The sequence below is a fragment of the Polynucleobacter sp. HIN9 genome, assembly GCF_030297635.1.
In the GTDB taxonomy this organism is placed as follows: domain Bacteria; phylum Pseudomonadota; class Gammaproteobacteria; order Burkholderiales; family Burkholderiaceae; genus Polynucleobacter.
In genome coordinates this window covers 870,181-892,581 of record NZ_AP028140.1, presented here as the reverse complement: position 1 = coordinate 892,581, position 22,401 = coordinate 870,181, and the positions used below count along the sequence as shown (strand labels likewise).

Annotated in this window: 23 protein-coding genes; 7 read left to right on the top strand and 16 right to left on the bottom strand. The window is 47.8% G+C overall.

The window, feature by feature from the left end; translation table 11 throughout:
* Positions 1-27 precede the first annotated feature (27 nt).
* Positions 28-603, bottom strand: a complete 576-nt coding sequence (locus QUE62_RS04705) for an HNH endonuclease (RefSeq protein WP_286224681.1) — start codon at positions 601-603, stop codon at positions 28-30.
* 421 nt (positions 604-1,024) lie between these two features.
* Here QUE62_RS04705 and QUE62_RS04700 point away from each other — a divergent pair, with 421 nt between their 5' ends.
* From QUE62_RS04700 to QUE62_RS04690, 3 genes are read left to right on the top strand one after another with little or no spacing between them, the layout of a single operon-like run.
* On the top strand, positions 1,025-3,937 hold the full coding sequence (locus QUE62_RS04700) for a molybdopterin oxidoreductase family protein (RefSeq protein WP_286227411.1): 2,913 nt from the start codon (positions 1,025-1,027) through the stop codon (positions 3,935-3,937).
* Positions 3,930-4,580: a 4Fe-4S dicluster domain-containing protein gene (locus QUE62_RS04695; protein ID WP_286227410.1), complete on the top strand. Its 651-nt coding sequence runs from the start codon at positions 3,930-3,932 to the stop codon at positions 4,578-4,580. The genes QUE62_RS04700 and QUE62_RS04695 overlap by 8 nt, the downstream gene beginning before the upstream one ends.
* A complete protein-coding gene (locus QUE62_RS04690) occupies positions 4,580-5,536 on the top strand; it encodes a dimethyl sulfoxide reductase anchor subunit family protein (RefSeq protein WP_286224678.1) in 957 nt (318 codons plus the stop codon). Before QUE62_RS04695 ends, QUE62_RS04690 begins: the two co-directional genes overlap by 1 nt.
* On the opposite strand, the gene QUE62_RS04685 is transcribed toward QUE62_RS04690, so the two are convergent.
* Genes QUE62_RS04685 through QUE62_RS04665 form a run of 5 tightly spaced genes read right to left on the bottom strand, consistent with a single transcriptional unit; the run spans position 5,533 to position 9,769 of the window.
* Positions 5,533-6,252, bottom strand: a complete 720-nt coding sequence (locus QUE62_RS04685; protein ID WP_286227409.1) for a GntR family transcriptional regulator — start codon at positions 6,250-6,252, stop codon at positions 5,533-5,535. The genes QUE62_RS04690 and QUE62_RS04685 overlap by 4 nt on opposite strands.
* A gap of 44 nt (positions 6,253-6,296) precedes the next feature.
* Entirely contained in the window at positions 6,297-7,469 is a 1,173-nt protein-coding gene (locus tag QUE62_RS04680) for a UxaA family hydrolase (RefSeq protein WP_286224676.1), read from the bottom strand.
* A 48-nt stretch (positions 7,470-7,517) separates the two neighbouring features.
* A complete protein-coding gene (locus tag QUE62_RS04675; protein WP_108508403.1) occupies positions 7,518-7,799 on the bottom strand; it encodes an SAF domain-containing protein in 282 nt (93 codons plus the stop codon).
* A 27-nt stretch (positions 7,800-7,826) separates the two neighbouring features.
* Positions 7,827-8,837: an Ldh family oxidoreductase gene (locus QUE62_RS04670; protein WP_286262498.1), complete on the bottom strand. Its 1,011-nt coding sequence runs from the start codon at positions 8,835-8,837 to the stop codon at positions 7,827-7,829.
* The gene (locus QUE62_RS04665) at positions 8,834-9,769 is read right to left on the bottom strand and encodes a hydroxyacid dehydrogenase (protein WP_286262496.1); all 936 of its coding nucleotides are present in this window, start codon (positions 9,767-9,769) and stop codon (positions 8,834-8,836) included. Before QUE62_RS04665 ends, QUE62_RS04670 begins: the two co-directional genes overlap by 4 nt.
* A 96-nt stretch (positions 9,770-9,865) precedes the next feature.
* Between QUE62_RS04665 and QUE62_RS04660 the strand changes: the two genes are divergently transcribed.
* Positions 9,866-10,846, top strand: coding sequence for a Bug family tripartite tricarboxylate transporter substrate binding protein (locus QUE62_RS04660; protein WP_286262494.1), 981 nt, complete (start codon positions 9,866-9,868; stop codon positions 10,844-10,846).
* Between the two features lie 47 nt (positions 10,847-10,893).
* On the opposite strand, the gene QUE62_RS04655 is transcribed toward QUE62_RS04660, so the two are convergent.
* The 6 genes from QUE62_RS04655 to QUE62_RS04630 are packed head-to-tail and all read right to left on the bottom strand — an operon-like array spanning position 10,894 to position 15,578.
* Positions 10,894-12,615 (bottom strand): L-aspartate oxidase, encoded by a 1,722-nt coding sequence (locus tag QUE62_RS04655; RefSeq protein WP_286262492.1) that lies wholly within the window; start codon positions 12,613-12,615, stop codon positions 10,894-10,896.
* 17 nt (positions 12,616-12,632) lie between these two features.
* Positions 12,633-13,241 carry a fumarate hydratase C-terminal domain-containing protein gene (locus tag QUE62_RS04650; RefSeq protein WP_286224671.1) on the bottom strand — a complete coding sequence of 203 codons (609 nt, stop codon included), beginning with the start codon at positions 13,239-13,241 and terminating at the stop codon, positions 12,633-12,635.
* A gap of 8 nt (positions 13,242-13,249) precedes the next feature.
* Positions 13,250-14,125, bottom strand: coding sequence for a fumarate hydratase (locus QUE62_RS04645; protein WP_286227405.1), 876 nt, complete (start codon positions 14,123-14,125; stop codon positions 13,250-13,252).
* A 12-nt stretch (positions 14,126-14,137) separates the two neighbouring features.
* Positions 14,138-14,500, bottom strand: a complete 363-nt coding sequence (sdhC, locus tag QUE62_RS04640; protein WP_286224669.1) for a succinate dehydrogenase, cytochrome b556 subunit — start codon at positions 14,498-14,500, stop codon at positions 14,138-14,140.
* Positions 14,497-14,862 (bottom strand): succinate dehydrogenase, encoded by a 366-nt coding sequence (locus QUE62_RS04635; RefSeq protein WP_286224668.1) that lies wholly within the window; start codon positions 14,860-14,862, stop codon positions 14,497-14,499. The genes sdhC and QUE62_RS04635 overlap by 4 nt, the downstream gene beginning before the upstream one ends.
* Positions 14,847-15,578 (bottom strand): succinate dehydrogenase/fumarate reductase iron-sulfur subunit, encoded by a 732-nt coding sequence (locus tag QUE62_RS04630; protein ID WP_108508394.1) that lies wholly within the window; start codon positions 15,576-15,578, stop codon positions 14,847-14,849. Before QUE62_RS04630 ends, QUE62_RS04635 begins: the two co-directional genes overlap by 16 nt.
* Before the next feature lie 82 nt (positions 15,579-15,660).
* Between QUE62_RS04630 and QUE62_RS04625 the strand changes: the two genes are divergently transcribed.
* Positions 15,661-16,521 carry a LysR family transcriptional regulator gene (locus tag QUE62_RS04625; protein WP_286224666.1) on the top strand — a complete coding sequence of 287 codons (861 nt, stop codon included), beginning with the start codon at positions 15,661-15,663 and terminating at the stop codon, positions 16,519-16,521.
* On the opposite strand, the gene QUE62_RS04620 is transcribed toward QUE62_RS04625, so the two are convergent.
* Genes QUE62_RS04620 through gcl form a run of 4 tightly spaced genes read right to left on the bottom strand, consistent with a single transcriptional unit; the run spans position 16,518 to position 20,667 of the window.
* Entirely contained in the window at positions 16,518-17,123 is a 606-nt protein-coding gene (locus QUE62_RS04620) for a YqiA/YcfP family alpha/beta fold hydrolase (RefSeq protein ID WP_286224665.1), read from the bottom strand. The genes QUE62_RS04625 and QUE62_RS04620 overlap by 4 nt on opposite strands.
* A gap of 6 nt (positions 17,124-17,129) precedes the next feature.
* The gene (gene glxR / locus QUE62_RS04615) at positions 17,130-18,035 is read right to left on the bottom strand and encodes a 2-hydroxy-3-oxopropionate reductase (protein ID WP_286262565.1); all 906 of its coding nucleotides are present in this window, start codon (positions 18,033-18,035) and stop codon (positions 17,130-17,132) included.
* A gap of 33 nt (positions 18,036-18,068) precedes the next feature.
* The gene (gene hyi, locus QUE62_RS04610; protein WP_286224664.1) at positions 18,069-18,845 is read right to left on the bottom strand and encodes a hydroxypyruvate isomerase; all 777 of its coding nucleotides are present in this window, start codon (positions 18,843-18,845) and stop codon (positions 18,069-18,071) included.
* A gap of 31 nt (positions 18,846-18,876) precedes the next feature.
* On the bottom strand, positions 18,877-20,667 hold the full coding sequence (gene gcl / locus QUE62_RS04605) for a glyoxylate carboligase (protein WP_286224663.1): 1,791 nt from the start codon (positions 20,665-20,667) through the stop codon (positions 18,877-18,879).
* 128 nt (positions 20,668-20,795) lie between these two features.
* On the opposite strand from gcl, the gene QUE62_RS04600 reads away from it, so the two are divergent.
* Together QUE62_RS04600 and QUE62_RS04595 are read left to right on the top strand one after the other, a co-directional pair.
* Complete coding sequence (locus QUE62_RS04600; protein WP_286224662.1) at positions 20,796-21,710, top strand: LysR family transcriptional regulator; 915 nt, start codon at positions 20,796-20,798, stop codon at positions 21,708-21,710.
* A 34-nt stretch (positions 21,711-21,744) separates the two neighbouring features.
* A complete protein-coding gene (locus QUE62_RS04595) occupies positions 21,745-22,374 on the top strand; it encodes a hypothetical protein (protein WP_286224661.1) in 630 nt (209 codons plus the stop codon).
* Positions 22,375-22,401 lie beyond the last annotated feature (27 nt).

Genomic DNA, 22,401 nt, shown 5'->3' with positions numbered 1-22,401 from the left:
TCAACGAACGATTGCTACTGCAATCAATTAGACCCAAAATGGGTCTTGCAAGATGCGGCTATCCTTCGGCAGATTGGCAGCCAGAAAATCCATCTGATCTGCCAAAATATTTCTGCCCTTCAAAATCATATCTTCGTACAAACTAGGCGTATAAGGGGCGTAGAGAAGGCTCATCCCCGCTCTCTCGGGCGTACGATTACCTTTGCGTTGATTGCAAGGACGGCATGAGACAACTAGGTTCATCCAGGTGTAGCTACCGCCTTTACTGTTGGGAACAATATGCTCTGCTTCAGCATCGTGCTCTGAGATTCGGCAGCCACAATAGGCGCATAGGCCGCGGTCACGTCGATAGAGCTTGCGTTTCGTGATGGCTGGAACCACATCAAACAAATTTATTTTTGCAGAGCCCTTAACAGCAATGATGGAGTGCAGCTCAATGATCGATTGTTGGCCGGTTAAACGAGAGATGCCACCACGCATGATGGCGACAGGTTCACCCAGCGTCCATGAAACGCTGTCATCCGCATAATGTCGGGTTGCATCCTCAGCATCTATCCAGCACTGGGGGATACCGCCCGCATCCAACTTCAAAATGCTGAGCACCACTCCTCCTCTCTGTCATGGTCTTAGCGCCATGGCACGCCTGATAACTCTTAATATAGTCTAAGTTTCCTATAAAAAGATGACGTTTTTCAAGCCCCCAGAGGATTTATGAGTAATTGCTGGAAAGAGCTTGGTTTCTACTCAAATCGTTTACAAACCCATTCTTTACGACCCCACTCCCCAGGACGCTCTGCGAATACCAACCAAACGATCCATTCCGATAGTTTTTTCATGACACTCTCCTTGTTTTGAGAGATCATTGTGGTTCATTAAAGGCTCATAAAATGAGCTTTACGGTAACTATCCAAGAATATCTTCAAATCATTGATTTCAATCATGAATTTATAAAACAAATGGTGCTGTAATACCTGTGAATTCACTGAAATGTCGCTACAATTCAGAGATAACTATAAGTCGCTGCATGTTCAAATTCCTATCCTCCCAACCAGTTCACGATCCGATTCATTCGCAAAACCCGGCGACTGAGGTAAAAACCACGACCTGCTATATGTGCGCTTGCCGCTGTGGCATCCGAGCGCATTTGCGGGATGGCGAACTGGTCTATATTGATGGCAATCCAAATCATCCGCTGAATCAGGGGGTCATTTGTGCCAAGGGTGCATCGGGCATCATGAAGCAGAAGTCCCCTGCGCGGATCACGAAGCCACTCTTACGTAAGCCAGGTTCAGAGCGCGGCCAATCGGAGTTTGAAGAAATCTCTTGGGAACGAGCCTTTAGTATTTTGGAAGATCGTTTACGAGGTATCCGAGAAACCGATCCCAAAAAATTTGCACTATTTACTGGACGCGATCAAATGCAAGCTCTTACAGGCTTATTTGCTCGTCAATTTGGCACTCCTAACTACGCAGCCCACGGAGGTTTTTGTTCGGTCAATATGGCCGCGGGCATGATTTACACCATTGGCGGTAGCTTTTGGGAGTTTGGCGGTCCTGATTTAGAGCGGGCCAAATTATTTGTGATGATTGGCACTGCGGAGGATCATCATAGCAATCCAATGAAGATTGCGTTGTCGAAGTTCAAGCGCAATGGTGGGCGATTCATTTCAATTAATCCCGTACGAACTGGTTATTCAGCGATCGCCGATGAATGGATTCCAATTAAACCGGGTACTGATGGCGCGCTATTCATGGCTTTGATGCATGAGTTAATTGCATCCAATCAAGTCGATCATCCATTCTTAAAGCGGTATACCAACTCATCGCAGTTGGTTTGTCTTGATGCGGGTCCTGAAGAAGGATTATTTTTATTTGATCCTGAGTCGGATCCAATTAATACCGACATTCCTCATAACAAATACATTTGGGACATCAAAAGCAATGCTGCAAAAGCCTGTTTTGCAAATGATGTCGACCCTGCCCTATCAGGCGAGTATGTCATGGGTCCCGGCCCCCATCAGGGCAAGCGGGTTGCGCCTGCATTTGAATTATTGCGTCGTCAAGTTAAGACTTGCACGCCCGAGTGGGCCGAGAAAATTACCTCGATTCCAGCGGCACGCATTCGCTTACTGGCCAAGGAAATGGCGCACACCGCATTTAAGCAATCATTTGAATTACCAATTGCTTGGACCGATTCCTTTGGTCAGCAGCATACATCGGTGACCGGACGGCCTGTGGCATTTCATGCGATGCGTGGCTTATCTGCACACTCCAACGGCTTTCAAACCACGCGTGCCTTAGCTGTATTAATGACTCTACTCGGCACCATTGATCGTCCAGGTGGGTTTCGTCATAAAGCCCCCTACCCTCGCCAGATTCCTCCGAACATCAAACCGCCCTCTTCTGAAAACGATATTCAAGCCAATACCCCATTAGCAAAAGCACCGCTTGGTTGGCCAACTCGCCCAGAAGATCTGGCACTTGATCAGGATGGTAAGCCTTTACGTATTGACAAGGCTTATACCTGGGAGCACCCTTTAGCCGCTCATGGATTGATGCATAACGTTATTACTAATGCTGTCAAAGGCGATCCCTATTCGATTGATACCTTAATGATTTTCATGGCCAATATGTCATGGAACTCCACGATGAACACCATGGAAGTTAGACAGCATCTCAATGCTAAAGATGAAAATGGACAGTTCAAGATTCCATTTCTTGTGATTTGTGATGCATTTCAATCGGAGATGGTGGCCTTTGCTGATCTCGTGCTTCCTGACACGACCTATCTTGAGCGCCACGATGCAATGAGTATGTTGGATCGCCCTATCTCTGAATTTGACGGGCCATGCGATTCAGTACGTATCCCAGTTTTGCCGCCGACCGGACAATGCAAACCTTTTCAAGATGTCTTAATTGAGCTTGCCTCCCGCTTAAAGTTCCCTGCGTTCACAACCGCGGATGGACAAAGAAAGTTCAAGGATTATCCCGACTTCATTACCAACTTCCAGACGGCACCCGATTCAGGTATTGGGTTCTTAATGGGTTGGCGCGGCAAGGATGGTGATAAAAGTATTCGTGGTGAACCGAATCCCAACCAATGGGAGCGGTACCAAGAAAATAATTGTGTTTTTCACTACAGCATGCCCCCCGAACATCAATACATGCGTAACTGGAACCAAGGCTATTTAGACTTTGCCAAAGCCAACGCCTTACGCCAAAAGAACGATCCGATTATTTTGGCGGTGTATTCAGATATCGTTCAACAGTTTCGACTGGCTGCCAAAGGCCAACGCCCCGGTCGCGTACCGCCGGATCACCTCAAAGAACGGATCATCCAATTTTTTGATCCGCTGCCCTTTTGGTATCCACCTTTGGAGGATGCGGTTACTAATTTAGACGAGTACTCCATCAACGCCATTACGCAACGGCCGATGGCGATGTATCACTCGTGGGACTCACAAAATGCCTGGTTACGACAAATCCACAGTCATAACTTCCTGTTTATTAATGCAGCTACGGCCATTGATCATGGTATTGAGGACGGCGCTTGGATTTGGGTGGAATCCCAATGGGGCAAAGTACGCTGCATGGCCCGTCATACCCAGGCTGTTGAAATGGGGACTGTTTGGACTTGGAATGCCATTGGTAAAGCAGAATCCGCATGGCATCTTGATCCTAATGCGGATGAGTCTAAGAAGGGCTTCCTGCTTAATCATTTAATTACCGAAGAGCTGCCCATGGGCACACGCGAGGGCAGCTTCCGTGTCAGCAATTCAGATCCGATTACTGGTCAAGCGGGATGGTACGATGTGCGCGTCAAGATATCCCCTGCTGGATCAAGTGAAAATTTAGACACTTGGCCAGCGGCACAAGCCAAAGAAGTTCCTGGCATGCTCAAACTATCATCGTACGAAATTAAGAAGCCGAATGAGTAAACAGTTAGCACTCGTAATTGATTTAAATGTGTGCGTGGGCTGCCATGCATGCGTTACCTCATGCAAAGAATGGAATACGCAGGGATCAGCTGGCCCGATGACCGATCAAGATCCTTACGGCGCTCATCCCAGCGGCACCTTTTTTAATCGGGTCCAAACGTATGAGGCTGGTGTATTTCCAAAAATGGAGACCGTGCATTTCCCGAAATCCTGTTTACATTGTGAGGATCCACCATGCGTGCCCGTTTGCCCAACCGGAGCTAGCTATAAGCGCAAAGAAGATGGCATTGTGCTGGTTGATTATGACAAGTGCATCGGTTGTAAGTATTGTGCTTGGGCTTGCCCGTATGGAGCTCGTGAGCTCGACGAGGACCGGCAGGTGATGACCAAATGCACCTTATGTGTCGATCGCATCTATAGCGAGACCCTACCAGAGTCAGAGCGTAAGCCAGCTTGCGTTTTAGCCTGTCCAACCAGCGCTCGGATCTTTGGTGATGTACATGATCCAGAGTCAGATGCCAGTAAGGTGATTGCCCAACGAGGCGGATACGGTTTAATGCCTGAATGGCAGACCCAACCAGCAAATCACTACTTGCCCCGTTCGATTACTGAAACCATTGCGGCTGTAAAGGCAGAAAACTAATGCATCCCGCTTTCTCACTCATCTTCTTTACCGGTATGGCCGGTATGGCTCAGGGTATGGTGATGAGTCTTCTCGTTTTGCATCTAGCAGGTGATCCATTACCCAGTCACTTCATGAACTACCTGGCTTTTCCAATCGTGCTATTGCTATTGGCTGGTGGATTGCTCGCCTCATTTTTTCATCTGGGGCACCCAGAGCGTGCATGGCGCGCCATTTTGATGTGGAGAACTTCCTGGCTCTCGCGTGAGGTGTTAGTTTTGCCAAGTTTCATCGCCCTCACAGTTCTAGCCTATATTTACTCCTGGCAAATGGGTGCGATTCCCAATTGGCTGTGGTTGTTACTCGGTATTTTTGCAGTTCTTCTATGGGTGTGCACTGCCATGATTTACCAATGCATTCGGTTTATTCAAGAGTGGGCCCATCCGATGACCATGGTTAATTTCATTGCACTTGGGTTTGCTTCAGGATGGTTTTTGCTAATGACCCTATTTACCATTTGGTCAGCATGGCTCCCTGAACAAGCTATCGTCACCTCTCAAAACATTGCTGGTGTGACTGGTTTTACCGGATTCTTATTGTTGCTATCACTCACTCTGAAACTTTGGATCTGGAAACGAAATCGCAGCCTTAAGCCAAAATCAACCTTGCAGTCGGCGACCGGAATCCAGCAAGGCCCCGTTCGACAAATTTCAATGGGGATGATGGGTGGTAGTTTTAATACGCGTGAGTTCTTTCATCAGCAATCGAATTTCTTTGTTGCCAATGTTCGCAAGCTGGCATTTTTTGGGGCTTATCTGCTTCCTGTCACCCTACTGGTATTTGCGGCAAGTCAAGCTAGCTTAAATTTAATTATCGTAGCGTTTTTAGTGCATCTGCTTGGTCTAATTGCAGAGCGCTGGCTATTTTTTGCTGAATCCAACCACCCACAAAATCTGTATTACCAGCGTATTGCTTAAGTCCCTAGTTCGCTGAAGTACTCGTAATGCTGGGTATTTAGGGTTGAGACTCGCCACTCAATCGGCTCGTCTTGCATTCCAATCGCTAGACGACGAATCACAATTACGGGGTCACCAGCCTTTAAGTGAAGCCATTCAGCATCTTGTTTACTTGCTGCACCGGCTCGTAATCGCTCACTGGTTCGCGCAACCACTTGTCCATATTGGGCCTGATATAACTGATAAATACTGCCCTCACGATGCTGAAAAGCACTTCGAGTCAAGGTTGGAAATCGCTCTTTGCTAAGCGTAAGTCGATCGACAATGACGCATTGACCATCTAGTGAGAGGCGATTAATAATCCGCCATACTGGCGAACCCTCTTTTAGTTGAAGCTTTTTTGCTTCTTCGCTATTTGCGCTTGCACTTTGGAACGAGACTAATTCAACCGTTGGATATTTTTTGTGGTCAGCGTCATGCTTAATCACATGAAAGAAGTAATACAGCAAGCGCTGTTCGTCATGCTCGGCAATAAAGGTGCCCTTCCCTTGCCGTCGAATCACAATACCTTCTGAGACAAGCTCATCCACTGCTTTGCGGAGCGTGCCAATTGATACCTTCAGCTCTTTTGCCAACTCCTTTTCAGCAGGCAGGGCCTCGCCCATAAAGTAACGACCACGGACGATATCGCCCGTGATCTTCTGTTTCACTTCTTGATACGCAGTAATTGCTTTCATACCAATCCGGGCCAGTCAGACGTCTGAATGGCCCATGGGACAAATTAGGCCGATTCGTATAAGCGAGTGAGAACAAACTCGCGATGACCCAAAATCTCAGCAGCGGTTAGCTCGCCATTCGCGGTTCGCAAGAGGCAATCTAATAATTTCTCTCCGGCGGTATCCATGTTTTCCTCGCGGCGCAAGATTCCAGAAACATCGACGTCAATGTGCTCAGACATCGTACGCACTGTTTTTGGATTCGCGCATAGCTTAATCACTGGAAGAATGGGGTTACCAATCACATTGCCCTGTCCGGTTGGGAAAAAATGGGCTGCATACCCGGCGGCTGCACATAGGGTCACCATCTCAGCAGCCGCTGATGAGGAGTCCATAAAGTACAAACCTTTACCAGTCGGGGTTTCGGCTTTATCCAATACGCCATCAATCATGCACTTTTTACCAATCTTTTGAATATTGCCTAGTGCTTTCTCTTCAATCGTCGTTAAACCACCGGCAATATTTCCTTTGGTTGGTTGTGAGTCAGAAAGGTCACTGGTTTTGTGACGCTCAATCACGTCCTGATAACGATCAAAGACTTGCTTGAACTTCGCTTTGATTTCAGGGGTACGGCAACGCGCTTCTACTAGATGCTCACCGCCGGTTAACTCAGTGGTTTCACCAAACACCAAAGTAGAGCCAATGTCATAGAGCTTATCGAAGGCATTGCCAACGGTCGGATTGGCACCGCAACCTGAGGTGGTGTCGGATTCACCGCATTTGGTAGAGACCCAGAGCTCAGACAAGGGTGCAGAGACACGCTGTAACTTCGATGCGTGCTTCATCATCTTGTAGGCAGCTTTACTTGCAGCAGCAATGGTCGCTGTATCACCATTGCCTTCAATCCAGAATCCTTCAACAGGCTTACCTGATTTCTTGATCCCCTCAACTACGGTATTGGTCCACTGTGGCTCAATTCCAATCACCACAACTGCAGCCACATTGGGATTGCAGCCAGTGCCGATCAGGGTACGGAAATGGAGTTCCAGATCAGCACCAAACTGCAAACGCCCATAAGGATGTGGGATTGCCATGGTGCCTTTGATATTGTTTGCTACCGCCTCACAGGCTGCATTCGACAAATCATCAAGGGGCAAAATAATTACGTGATTACGAATACCCATCCGTCCATTTTCACGACGATATCCCATAAAGGTCGCTTTTTTCAAATCAATCATTTGTTCTTTCTCTCAATCAAAAAATTAGTTAATCAGTTGGCTAATCGATTACCAGCGCTTTGTCTTAACGTTTTGAACGTGCAAATGTTCACCCTTTTTAATTGGGGCGACTACTTTGCCAATGTCAATTCCGTACTTGATCACGGTATCACCGACCTTTAAATCTTTTAATGAGATCTTGTGACCAATCGGAATATCGCTCTCGGATTTGATGTTCAGAGTGGTATCGCCGTCCATCACCCAACCTGTTAGGTCATTACCAGCTTTCACGCCCTCCACTACTACGACACCCACCACATCTCCGGGTTCATGTACGACAAAGTGAATCATGCTTTCTCTCCTTTAAAGATTGACTTATTAACTATTCCAACGGCTTTGAATGCCATTCTGAATCTCTTGCAATACTGCTTCATTGACCATAACCCCAGACTTCATTGCCTTTTGGCGTACGGCAAAGCGACGCTGTCCAGGTAATCGCACACCCATATCACTTGCAAAGGTGTTTAGTAAGTCAAGCATACGATTACGGTAGACACCCTTACCTGGCAGACCAGGATCAATCGTGATGATGAGCTGACCTAATCGTGGCTTATTACCCTTCATTGAAAAGAAGCTATCAGCTTCATACGAGTACTGACTTCCCGACAAACCAACTGCAAGTAGTTCGATGATGAGTGCCAATAACGCACCTTTATCACCACCGAGCGGAACCATTAAACCCTTAAGACCTTCATTCGGATCGGTGGTGGGCTGGCCGTCAGCAGTTAGAGCCCAACCCAATGGAATTGACTCCCCTTTTTTGGATGCCACTAATAATTTGCCTCGCGCCACTGCAGAGAGTGACATATCAATGACCAAAGGATCCTTGCCCTGAACTGGAAAGGCAGCAGCCAGTGGATTGGTTCCGAAGACCGCTTTGGTGCCGCCAGCCATCGGCATTGCCGCAGGGGTGTTACCGAGCAAAATCGAGATGTATCCAGCTCTAGCTGCGGCTTCTGTATAGTGACCCGCGACACCAAAATGATGGGTGTTCTTAATTGCCACCAAGCCAACGCCATGGCGATGTGCAAGATTGACTGAAAGATCTGTTGCGTACTTCAGCGCAGGAAATGCAAGACCATCTTGACCGTCAACTAATGCTGCCGCAGATTTATAGGGATGCGTCTTAATGACTGCTTGAGTATTAATTCGCTGATGTTTAGCATGCCCCGAATACTGTGCAACCCGTGCTAGGCCATGAGAGGCTAATCCATCAATCTCTGCTAAGGCTAAAAATAAGGCGGTATCTGCTGCTGCCTCATGTTTAACTCCAGCGGCACACAAGCCCTGATAAGCAAGTTGTACTAGCTCCTGAAATGAATGACTCACGTATTCTTCTCCAAAAATAGATTCACTTCTCGGGCAATCATGGTGCTCACACGATCATTGCTTTCTTCGGTGACGCCTGCTACATGTGGCGTAAGAATTAAATTCGGCACGCCAATAAAATGACTAAGGTCCTTTGCTGGCTCAAGCGCAAACACATCTAGCGCTGCTCCACCGAGCTTGCCGGATTTCAAAGACTGTGCGAGCGCAAGCTCATCTACAATGCCGCCACGAGCTGTATTAATTAGATAAGCGCCTTCTTGAATCTGGTTGAGCAAATCCTGATTGAATAGACCCTTAGTCTCAGGGAGTAATGGCAGATGCAGACTAACAATTTGGCTATTTGCAAGTACTTCCGATAGCGAGCGCATTACGACATCCCCACCCTTTATGGCAATAGAGGATTGTTTAATGAAAGGATCGTAGGCAATGCAGCGCATTCCCAGCGCGAGTGCTTTTTCAGCAACGACACGACCAATACTCCCAAATCCGACGATGCCAATTGTTTTACCAGCAATTTCGTGGCATTTGGAGTAAGTCGGTCTGGGCCATTTTCCTGCGAGAGTTTCTAACGTGGCCTCGCGATACGAGCGCATGAGTGCCATCGCAGTACCAAGCACATACTCGGCTACCGACTCAGCATTCGCACCGGTTGCCGGAATCACCCGAACCCCTCGCTCAGCACAGGCATGTAAATCAATATTCTCTAGACCAACGCCCAAGCGACCAACCACCTTCAATTGCTTGGCCCCATCGACCAAGTCCTTGGATACTTTGCTTAGATTTCGGACAATCCAGGCATCGGCGCTGACCAAGGAATCAGCCATTTGCTTTGGGTCTTGATAGGCATCTGGCTGATAAATAACTGTATGCCGAGCCTTAAGGGTTTCTAGGGCTTGACTCGTAATGAATTCCGAGATGAAAATATTAGACATATCCATATCATATAGATGACTTAGATCTCTTGCAAGAGGCGGCCGATCGAATATGTGATTAAATGGATCAGAAGATAGATAACCAAGGAGATCAGTATGTATAAAACCGTACTTAGTCGTATGAAGTTTGCCTTGGGTCTTGTGGCGGCCAGTTCGATCGCGTTCACAAGCCCTTCGATTCAGGCGCAAAGCTGGCCTGATAAGCCTGTAAAGCTTGTGATTCCCTTTGCTGCTGGTGGTACCACCGATATTTTGGGTCGTTTGTTGGCCCAGCAATTAAGCACCGAGTGGAAACAAAACGTGATTGTGGAGAACAAAGGCGGTGCGGGAGGCAATATCGCTGCGGATTTAGTAGCTAAGTCCCCTGCCGATGGATACACCATCATGCTGGCTTCAGGCAGTATGTTGACCGTAAATCCCTACCTTTATAAGAAGTTGCCAATCGATTACGACAAGGATTTCAAGGTTATAACCAATGTCGCAAGCGGCCCAATGCTTCTATCGGTGAACCCAAAGGTGCCTGTGAAGAACGTTAAGGAATTAATTGCATTGGCGAAAACCAAGAACCTCAACTTTGGTTCTGCAGGTATTGGTAGCCAAGTGCATATGGCGGGTGAAAACTTTACCTATGCTGCTGGCATCAATGCCACCCATGTTCCTTACAAGGGTGAATCTGCAGCATTAAACGACTTGGTTGCTGGTCAAATTGATTTTATGGTGGGTAACTTAACTGCTGCGACTGGCTTTGCAAAATCGGGGCAGATTCGTCCTCTAGGCGTTACCAGTGCGAAACGCGTTCCACAATTACCAGACGTACCTACCATTGCAGAAACAATTCCTGGTTTTGAAAACACGGGTTGGTTTGGTTTAGTGGTTCCTTCTGGCACACCCAACGCGATTGTCGACAAAATTTATCGATCAACTCTAGAAGCCTTTAAGAACCCTGAGTTCAAGGCACGCGTTGAAGGTGCTGGCTTAACCCCGGTTCTTAATACACCACAAGAATTCGCAGCTCAGATTAAAAAAGAAGGTGCAAACTGGGAAAAGATTGTGAAGGCTCGCAATTTAAGTCAATAACAATAAAACCCTTCATATCTCTTAAGCCCAGTTGATCTGGGCTTTTTTTATGCCTCCACCAAAATAGTTTCGCCTGGTTTGACCATGCTAAATATCACAGGTTTTTTATCGATCGTTAATTGATCGCCAACCATTTGCACAGTCGTATAGTAGGAAGTCTCCAGGTCGCCTTCTTCAGGGTAGTCCTCACGATAATGCGCCCCCCGAGAGTTCTCGCGAGCGATGGCAGCCCCTACAACTGTTTTGCTAACTAGCAATAGATTACGTAAATTCATCCAATCCTGCCATGTAAGATTAAATGCAGGGTTGGTATCACCCACACCCATGGTTTGCAACATTTGATCTAAGCGATCTAAGCGTTCCCGGGCCGCTTCTAAATCCTTGCGATTACGTAAGATACCCACCTGATCCCACATGCAATCAGCCAACTCATCGCGAATGAACTCAATATCCCCTTGGGCTTGTATTAGTGGTTTGCGATGTATCGCAATACTTTGTTCGATCATTACGGGATCAAATTCCAAGAACTCTCGATCGGATACATAGCGCGCCATCGTATCGCCGGCAATCCCACCAAATACTGTGGAGTTTGCAACACCATTGCCGCCCAATCGGTTCGCACCATGAACGCCACCGGTATCTTCACCAGCAGCAAATAGGCCAGGCAGATCCGTACTAGTGTCCGCGTGGAACACCACTCCACCCATCATGTAATGGGCGGTGGGAACAACTTCAACCAATCCTCCTGCCAAATCAAATCCCGAGTCGGCACAACGCTCGACCATTCCTTTGAACAGTTTACGAACATTGTCGGGCCCCAGATGATGCATCTGAATATAAACCCCACCATTTGGGCTAACCCGCCCAGCGCGCATTTCGGAGTAAATCGAGCGCGAGACAATATCACGTGTGGCGCGCTCATTGCGTGGGTCGTAGTTACCCATAAAGCGCTCTTGATTACCGTTTAGTAGGTAACCACCCGCTCCTCGCAAGCCCTCCTCCAAAACCGTTCCGGTCATACGCGTATCGGGGCCAGCCAACATTCCAGTTGGATGAAACTGCACCATTTCCATATCGCGCAGCGTCAATCCTGCTCGAAGGGCCATGGCCAATCCATCACAGCTTTTATCACCCGATGGGGTATGGTATTTATACATCGTGGGGCCGCCACCGGTTCCCAATAAGACTGCCTTTGCACGCACCATCACAAATTGACCAGTGCGCATATTGAGCATTAATACTCCAGCAATTGCTTTACCGTCGGTGCTTTTAATTAATTCGATCGCACGATGTTCCTCTAAGCGATGAATTCCACGAGCCCAAACTTGCTCTGCTAGGCGATTAATGATTTCAATTCCAGTGAGATCGCCCTTATGAACCGTACGATCGAAGGTTTGTCCAGCAAATGCTTTTTGATGAATCGTGCCATCAGGGTTGCGATCAAAGAAACAGCCCAATTCATTCTCGAGCTCATGAATTCGTTCAACCGATTTAGTCACCAAGGTCCAAGCGAGCTCTTGATCAGATAGCCATTTGCCACCCTCGATGGTGTCCATAAAGTGGCGTTCAACCGAATCACCCTCGGCCAGCGCAACGTTATAGCCGCCTTGAACCATGCGAGTGCAACCGCATTTGCCCAAAAGACCTTTTACTGCAATCGTAATATGCAAATTTGGGTTGGCTTGATGCGCATGCAAAGCTGCAAAGAGACCTGCCCCGCCGGAGCCTAGGACCAAGATATCAGTTTGAATGGTTTCAATCGATGGCATACCAACCTTCTCTTTCTTTAGACAATGCCTAAGCTTTTAAGTACCGCTTCTTTGTTACTTGCAACATCGGATTTCACTTCTTGATAGATGCTGCCCCCGTGGCTGTCCATCGCCACTAACAAAGGACCAAATTGATTAATTTTGAACTTCCAGAGTGATTCAGGATTTAGGTCATCGAGATCCACGTCCTCAATTTGGTCAATCCAGGTAGTCTCAAGAGCCGCAGTACCACCAATAATGGCAAGATAGACGCCACCGAACTGCTCAAACGCTTTTGCGGATGATTCTCGTAAGCCACCTTTACCCACAATCATGCGAACCCCGTATTCCCGCATGAGAGGTTCTGTAAACCGCTCCATTCGATCCGATGTGGTTGTGCCAATGCAAATCGGCTCATAACCCGCTGGGAACTCAGAACTAATAGGCACTTTACGAACATTGGGTGCTGTATGAATCACAGCATGCCCCTGAAGATCAAATTTAGTTTTTCGTCCCCGATCAAATAAATGAATTTGCGTTGCATCGCGGATACCAAATAAGGTCTGTTGTAAGGTAACGGTGTCATTAATCCTCAACTTGCGGATATCACCCTCACTGACTGGTGTTGCTAGGTTGTAGTGCGCCATGATCTTCCTTAAAAGCCGTATTCAATACCGTGTGATCCAATCGATGCCCGCGCGCGTCGCGCCGAGTGGCATTGCATATTGACTGCAACAGGGTTCATGGTGATATGCGTAGCCGCCAATTCCACATGCACTGCAAACGCTGTACCATCACCACCAAGTCCCTGGGGACCAATTCCGAGTTGATTGACTGCGGTACTTAGCTCCTTCTCCAACTTGGCGCCTTCCGCATCACTGCAAATAGTGCCAAGCGGCCGAGTAGCAGCGCGCTTTGCAAGTGCCACGCATTGGTCGGATGTGCCGCCCACCCCAACACCAACAATGGTCGGTGGACAGGTCTTACCGCCAGCGTTGACAACGCTCTCAATGACAAATGCTTTAACTCCTAAGATTCCTTCAGCTGGAATGGCCATCTTCAGAAACGAATTATTCTCCGAGCCACTACCCTTGGGAATCATTTCAATCTCAATCACGCCGGGCTTATCCATAAAATCAATATGAATTGCTGGCATGTCAATACCAGTGGAGGTGTGATTATTTTTTCGGGTGATGGGGTGCACAACGGATGAGCGTAAGGGGTATTCCGTTGTGGCCCGCTCACAGCCCTTTCGAATCGCCTGCTTCAGCTGGACTCCATCAAATTGAACATCTCGACCAATCCAAACGTTATAGATTGGCAATCCCGTATCTTGACAAAGCAGATTATCTTCACGTTCTGCCACGGCAATATTCGTGACCATCGTCCCCAGCACCACTTGAGCGCGAGCATCGCGCTCTTTCTGTTTGAGATCGTTAATTCCCTCTTTAATATCGTCAGGTAATAATTTCAGGGCCCGGATGTAAAGCTCTTTACATGCATCTTCAACGTGTTGCAGGTTCAGTTCCATAAATGATTCGCCTTAGCGAGAAAGAATTAAAAACAAGGCTCCACTAATTAAGGAGCCAATTAAGGTCACCTGCACCCAGGCCTTACGAAGGCCTTTCCAGATTCCAAACTCGATCACCAATAAACGGGTGCCGCCAATTAGATGAAGGGCTAACAAAGTCACCAGTCCCCATTCACCAAACTTGACCATGGGATGGTCGGTAAACTGCAGATACCGTCCCAGTTCCGCTTCTCCGTACAGGGAGCGCGAGAGGAAAAAAAAGTGCAGTGGCAAAAAGCACGCTAGCAAGAGTCCAGAGACGCGATGCAGGTAATAGGCAAAGTAAGACCAATGCGCCTTGGTTCGAAAGTCGAGTCGACGCCCCGCCTTGCTCATGGCGCACCCCACACTACGCCAATAACAGCAGCCGTTCCCAAGATCAGGATGAATGCCGCAAGCAATATTGGGAGCGCTCTAATCAGAAATGCGCTTTGGATGTTCTCACGCAGAATATTCGCTAAGCCAATGGGCGCATGAACAAAGCAAGCCAGAACAAAGATCTCATAGAAAAGAGCAAAGGCAAGATTACCTCGCGTACGCGCCAAGATTTCTCCAGCAGTCAGGCCATCCTGTATTGCGTAGTAGATGATCACCAGATGAATTGCAACGCATAGTGTAAGTACCATGGCGCTGATCCGTTGGTAGTACCAAAGTTTGGCTTGAAGAATCGCGCCGCTAGTCATTACAGTTTGCCCCATTTGCTACCCCTAACTGCTGCACGACCAACCATCTTTTTCAATCCTGCAATACCAGCGGTTGGCTCAATCTGTTTAGGGCAGCGCTCTGAGCAGGTACCTTGCGTATGGCATGAATGACATCCTGCATCCCCAGCGACCGCACGCAAGCGATCCAGTTGCTGGGTATCGCGTTCATCGTTCACTAGGGTCCAGGCACGATTGAGGGCGGCTGGACCTAAATAACTATCACGTGCGGAGACCACCTCACACGAGGCGTAGCAAACCCCACAACCAATGCACTCAATACCAGCATTCGCCAATTGACGCTCCTCTGAATCTGGTTTGACTTGCGCAAAATCATCAAATCGGGTTTTATCACCTTTAAAGTAACCCACCGCCTTACTCATCTTGTCAAAGAACTCGCGCATATCGGTGGCCAGGTCTTTGATGATGGGTAGATTATCGAGAGGCGCAATCTCAAGCGTATTTTGATCTGCAATTTTGGCAACATGAGTTCGGCAGGTCCAACGTGCTTTACCGTTGACGGTCATCGCACAGGAGCCGCACATTCCTACACGACATGCAAAACGATAGCTTAGAGTTGGGTCAATTTTGCGTTGGATGTAGGTAACTACGTCCAATACTGTTTGATTGGCGGCACGTGGCACGTCGTACTCTACGAACTCACCGTCATCGGTGCCCCGCCAGACTTTTACTTTGAGGATGCTTGGATTCATGTAAACATTATAGGGATAGACAATAAAAAATAAATCGAATAGTATTTTAATTGAGATAAAAAAATTATTTACTATTGAATCAATGACCAGCATCCGGGTACTTAAAAATTTCATTGCCATCACGCGTCACAACAGCGTGGCTGCTGCGGCCCGTGAAATTGGCTTGACCCCCGCTGCTGCAGGACAACAGCTTGCACAGCTCGAGGCCGAATTGGGTGTGACGCTATTTGATCGCAATAAACGCTCACTAATCCTCAATAATCAAGGCCGCGCTCTGATTGAGCCCATCCAAGATATTCTCTCCCGCTATGAATCCCTCGGAAGTCAATTTCGGACGGGACTTTCTGGCTCTCTTACCGTGGGCGCTTTGGTCTCAAGCCTAATGGGTCAGTTTGGTAAAACATTGGACCATTTGAAAGATGAGTATCCAGGTCTGGAATTAAAAATTAGTACCGGCCTATCGAGCGATTTTTTGCAACAAGTGATTGATGGCATGCTCGATGCAGCCATCGTTACTGAATCCCCTTACGCATTACCCAAAAGTGTTCGCTGGACCTTGCTGTATGAAGAGCCCATGATCTTGATATACCCCAAAGGCAAGGACCCTGCCAATCTCCCCTTCATTCGGTTTGAACCCAAAACCTGGACTGGGGAGCTAGTCGATCGCTTTATTCGGGTCAATGGTTTAGAGATACGCAACAGCATGGTGGTTAACTCGGTTGAGGCCATTATTGAATTAGTTCGCCAAGGCTTCGGCTATGCCGTAGTACCAAAATTAGCCAATGTTGAGTGGGATAAAGACAAACGAATTGTGATTGCAAATCCGCCCCGTAAAACGATTTATCGTCGGGTGGGCCTACTTGAACGAAAAAATCATGCCCGCACCAAAATCACCAAAGCGATTGAAGAACAATTTAGAACTGGGATTAATTCTAGTTCTTAGTCGAGATAACTGGCAAAGTGAACTACACGATCTAAATACAGAGGATACTCTGTGATGCCATGATCGCTCCCCTCAATTACGACATGGTTCGCATTGGGGTAAAAGTCAACCATCTCATGCCAGTCGAGTAACTCATCGCCTGTTGCTGCAACCAGTAAATAGCGCTCGGGATGGGTGATCGCTTCGACTTGCTGGGCACGCAACTGTTCGACATACTCGGCGCGCCAATCAAAAGGCTCATCGCTGTCATAGGCAGTCAGTTGCCCAACATAAGGTGCCAACTCTCGAGCAGCTCGCACTGCTGGATTCAGTAACACAGCACGCGCATTAGGAAATTGCTCGGCTAAATGAGTTGCATAGAAGCCACCAAGCGATGAGCCAATAAAACTAATCCGTTTGGGATTTACTGTTTCAATTTTTGCCTTGATCATCGCGATCGCCTCTGCGGGTGATGGGGGCAATTGAGGGCAATACCAGTCAATGGATTTGCCTTTTTCAACGAGGGATGCAATTGCATCCCTGGTCAGTTGTGCTTTGGAGGAGTTCGGTGAGGACCGAAATCCGTGCAAATAGACAATTAGCAGATCAGGATGATCGGGCATAGTGTCTTAGTTTGCTTTTTGTCCAATCTCAAAGTTGGCTAAGGTCTCGAGCGCCTTTACCATGGCTGAATGGTCCCAGGCCTTGCCACCGTGAGCTGCGCAGGAGTTAAATAACTCTTGGGCAGTCGCCGTATTGGGTAATGAAACGCCGAGTGCTTTGGCACTGCTAAGCGCCAAGTTCAAATCCTTTTGATGCAACTCAATCCGAAAGCCTGGATTAAAGGTGCGATTGACCATGCGCTCACCATGCACTTCCAAAATTTTCGAGCTTGCAAAGCCGCCCATCAAGGCTTGACGAACCTTAGCTGGATCAGCACCTGCTTTAGCAGCAAATAAGAGAGCCTCACCAACCGCCTCAATATTGAGAGCCACAATGATTTGATTAGCCACTTTTGCGGTTTGCCCCGCTCCATTACCGCCCACTAGGTTAATGTTTTTACCCATGAGCTCAAAGAGCGGCTTGACTTGATTAAATACCGCTACGTCTCCTCCAACCATAATCGAGAGCGTGGCGTTTTGTGCGCCTACTTGACCACCCGATACCGGGGCGTCGACATAGTTACACCCAAGATCGTTGAGCTTTTTAGCAAACTCTTTGGTCGCAATCGGTGAGATGGAACTCATATCCACCACAATCTTGCCTTTACTAATTCCGGACGCGATACCGTTCTCCCCAAACAGAACTTTTTCAACATCGGGTGTATCAGGAACCATTGTGAAGATGATGTCGGCATGTTGAGCCACTTCGGCAGGGGTCTTACAGGCAATCCCGCCGGCCTTGATGAGTTCCTCGGGTACTTGGCTACGGGTTGCTAAATAGACCGAATGACCACCCTTAATCAAATGACCAGCCATTGGTGAACCCATAATGCCTAATCCAACAAAACCCAATTTCTTTGCACTCATAGCAATCCCTTTGAAGAAAAATAACGAACTAAATTGATTTTAGGAGATCGACTTCAACCAACCCAAGCCGGCTTCCGTGGTGGTGGCTGGCTTATATTCGCAGCCGATCCAACCTTGATATCCCAATTGATCAATGAACTTGAACAAATAGGCGTAGTTAATTTCACCAGTCCCGGGCTCATTACGACCAGGGTTGTCTGCTAACTGCAGATGCGCAATACGACTGAGGTACTTCTTCATGGAATTGGCTAACTCCCCTTCCATGCGTTGGGCATGATAGATGTCGTATTGCAAGAAAGCGTTATCGGCACCCACCTCATCCAAGATTGCAATTCCTTGGGCGGTGGTAGACAAGAAGAAACCAGGGATATCAAATGTATTGATAGGTTCAATCAGTAATTTGAGCTGATGTTTTTTCAGTTCAGCCGCTGCGTACCGCAAATTACTCACAAATGTTGCGTGCAAGGTCTTATGATCAACGCCGTCTGGAACTTTGCCGGCCAAGCAATTGAGCTGACCAACCCCGAGAGCCTTGGCATATTCAATCGCCTTAGCAACACCAGACTTAAACTCCTCGACTCGATCGGGCAGGCACGCAATGCCACGTTCACCCGCCTCCCAATTACCAGCAGGCAAATTATGCAACACCAGTTTGAGTTGATTACGATCTAACGCTGCTTTAATCTCGCTCGCTGCAAACGGATATGGAAAGAGGAACTCGACTGCCTGAAAACCACAAGCGGCTGCACGATCAAAGCGCTCCATAAAGGGCACTTCATTAAACAACATGGTTAGATTTGCAGCAAACTTTGGCATTCCAGTTCCTCTATGTGAGTTTAAAAAAGATTTATTCTAAAAGACCGGCCGTTACCAAACCTTCAGTACCGGCTGGGTGACGGCAATCAATGTCCTCAAACTCGTTGACATTATTGATCTCGGTACCCATGGCGATATTGGTGACCTTCTCCAAAATGATTTCAACAACTACGGGGACTCGATACTCTTTGGCCATCTTCTGGGCCTCAATCAAAGCCTCCTGAATCTTGCCTGGATGGGTAACGCGCAAGGTTTTACAACCTAAGCCTTCAACCACCTTACCGTGATCAACGCCATAGCCCTTCAGGTTGTCATCGTGTACGTTGATATTGTCAAACGCGAGCTGTACACAGTAATCCATATCGAAGCCACGCTGCGCCTGACGGATGAGGCCAAGGTAGCTGTTGTTCACGAGAACCATGACGAGTGGCAACTTAAACTGAGCACCAACGGCCAATTCCTCAATCAAGAACTGGAAGTCATAATCACCTGCAAGACCAACGACGGTGCGAGTTGGGTCAGCAGCCAACACACCAAGTGCAGCTGGCACAGTCCAACCTAAGGGGCCTGCTTGACCGCAATTAATCCATTGACGTGCGCCATAGACATGCAAGAACTGGCCGCCAGCGATTTGTGAAAGACCAATGGTTGATACATAAACCGTATCGCGTTTAAACGCTTGGTTCATCTCTTGATAAACACGCTGAGGCTTGATGGGCACATTATCAAAGTTTGTTTTGCGTAACATGAGGCGCTTACGCTCTTGGCAACGCGAGACCCAATCGCTGTAATTTTTGAGCTTGCCTTTCGCCTTCCACTCTTTGGCTACTTCAACGAAGAGTTCGAGGGCAGCCTTCGCATCAGACACAATGCCGTAGTCAGGATTAAATACGCGACCAATCTGAGTTGGTTCAATATCGACGTGTACAAACTTACGGCCTTTGGTGTAGACCTCTAACGAACCAGTATGGCGATTGGCCCAACGATTACCGATTCCTAATACAAAGTCGCTGGCCAACATCGTGGCATTGCCATAACGATGCGAGGTTTGTAAACCCACCATGCCAGCCATCAAGGGATGATCATCTGGAATTGCACCCCAACCCATTAATGTTGGGATCACAGGAACACCAGTAATCTCGGCAAACTCCACTAAAAGATCTGCGGCATCTGCATTAATGATTCCGCCGCCCGCCACGATCAATGGCTTCTCGGCTGACATCAACATCTCCATGGCCTTCTCAATTTGCTTCTTATTGGCAAATGGTTTGTAAACCGGCAATGGCTCGTAGGTATCGATATCAAACTCGATCTCGGCTAACTGCACATCGATGGGCAAATCAATCAGTACAGGGCCAGGACGTCCTGAGCGCATTACATGAAAGGCTTGCTGAAATACGCGAGGTACCAAACCAGGCTCGCGCACGGTTACGGCCATTTTGGTCACTGGCTTGGCAATACTCTCGATATCAACCGCCTGGAAATCTTCTTTATAGAGACGGGCACGTGGTGCTTGGCCTGTAATACAAAGGATTGGAATTGAATCTGCGCTTGCTGAATACAAGCCAGTAATCATGTCCGTTCCAGCGGGGCCGGAGGTACCGATACAAACACCGATATTGCCAGCCTTGGCACGGGTGTAGCCCTCAGCCATGTGAGATGCGCCCTCGACGTGACGTGCAAGAATATGGGTGATGGATTGACGCTCGCGTAATTGTGCGTACAGGGGATTAATCGCGGCACCAGGAACGCCAAACGCGGTGGTGATGCCCTCTTTTTCCATTACCAAAACAGCTGCCATTGCGGCTTTCATGAGTGCCATTGTTGCCTCCTTTTGAATAAGATGAATGAATCATCCTTAAATTGAGGTATTCTGAGAAGTGTGATACCTTAATATCATCTATTCTATTTTGGAATATATTAGTTTTAATTCATTTAAATCAATAATTTATGGATCGAATTCAAGGCATTTCCTTATTCATACGAGTGGTCGAAACGGGATCATTTAGCAAAGCGGCGAGCAGTTTGGGAATAACTCAACCCACCGCCACCAAGCATGTCGCCGCCCTTGAAAAGCGCCTGGGATCCCTTCTGCTCCATCGCAGTACCCGCGGGGTAACGCCCACCGAAATCGGCAAGATTTATTATGAGAAGTGCAAAACAATTATTCATGAAGTTGAGGATGCCGAGAATCTAGCCGGCCTCTTACAAACCGAAGTACAAGGCAAACTCAATATCAGTAGCTCGGTCGCCTTCGGTCGTCGTGTACTGACTCCGCTGGTCCTAGAGTTCATGAGGGATCATCCACAGTTACAGGTAAGCCTCAACTTAGATGACCGCTACATTAATTTGGTTGAGGAAGGTGTTGATCTAGCGATTCGGATGGGGCGTCTATCCGATTCCAGTTTGGGTGCACGCTTTTTGGGTCTCAATCCCTGGGTCCTAGTCGCTACCCCTGAATACCTCATGCAAGCTGGCACGCCCTCCATACCCAGTGATTTAAGTCGTCATACCGCACTGATCTACAGCTCCGTTCAAGGAGACCATCGTTGGCAATTTACTGGTCGTGACGGCTCCAACAAATCAATTCAGGTGCAAGGACCCCTCTACTCTAATAATCTCTCAGCACTTCTATCTGCAACCAGGCAACATCTCGGAATTGCGGCCCTTCCCTGGTATGTAGCCTATACCTCCGTTCAAAGCCGACACCTTAAGCCCTTGTTAGAAGATTGGACCATGCCCGCTCAAGAGATCCATGCGGTCTATAGCTCACCACGACTGCTAACGAGTAAAGTTAGTAAATTAATCGATTGGCTCGCAGGTCAATTTAAGGGAAACTGGTGGGCCAGAGAAATCGGGTCATAATCATTTGGTGTTCAATCAACTATTGCTGAAAATCATGAATTCATCGTTATACATCTCAAAAAATCTTGCAATCCTCGCTATAGGCATTGGCCTCTCTTCTACTGGCTTTGCCCAAAACAAGCCGGCAATGGTTGACCCCAATAAGGCTCCGATCGCGGCTGCTGGGATTGATGAGGTCTATCAATTAGTCGATGCAGTAGTAACAAAGGTCGATAGCAAAACGCGCACGGTTACCCTAAAAGATAAAGACGGCACAGTGACCAATTTTGTTGCAGGGCCTGAGATCAAGAACTTCCCCCAAATTAAAGTGGGCGATCGTCTTACCGTCACGCATGAGTTAGCAGTTGTAATTGAATTGGCTAAGGTCAACAACCAGGGTATTCGCAGCGAAGTACAAACCACCAGCCAAACCTCTGCTCCACTTGGCAGCAAGCCCGCTTCAGTCATTTCTAATACCACCACGATTATTGCCACCGTGATTGGTATTGATCGCCAGAAGATGACCATCTCGGTTAAGGGTCCCAAAGGTAAGCCCGATACCTACCGCATCAAGAATGCGGCCCTACTTAAGGATATTGCCGTCAACGACGAGGTCAAGATTGTTTTATACGATGCAATGGCTGCATCCTTTACGGCTCCTACTGCTGCTACCCAGAAAAAATAAGAACGTCTAATTAAAATAAAGCAATTA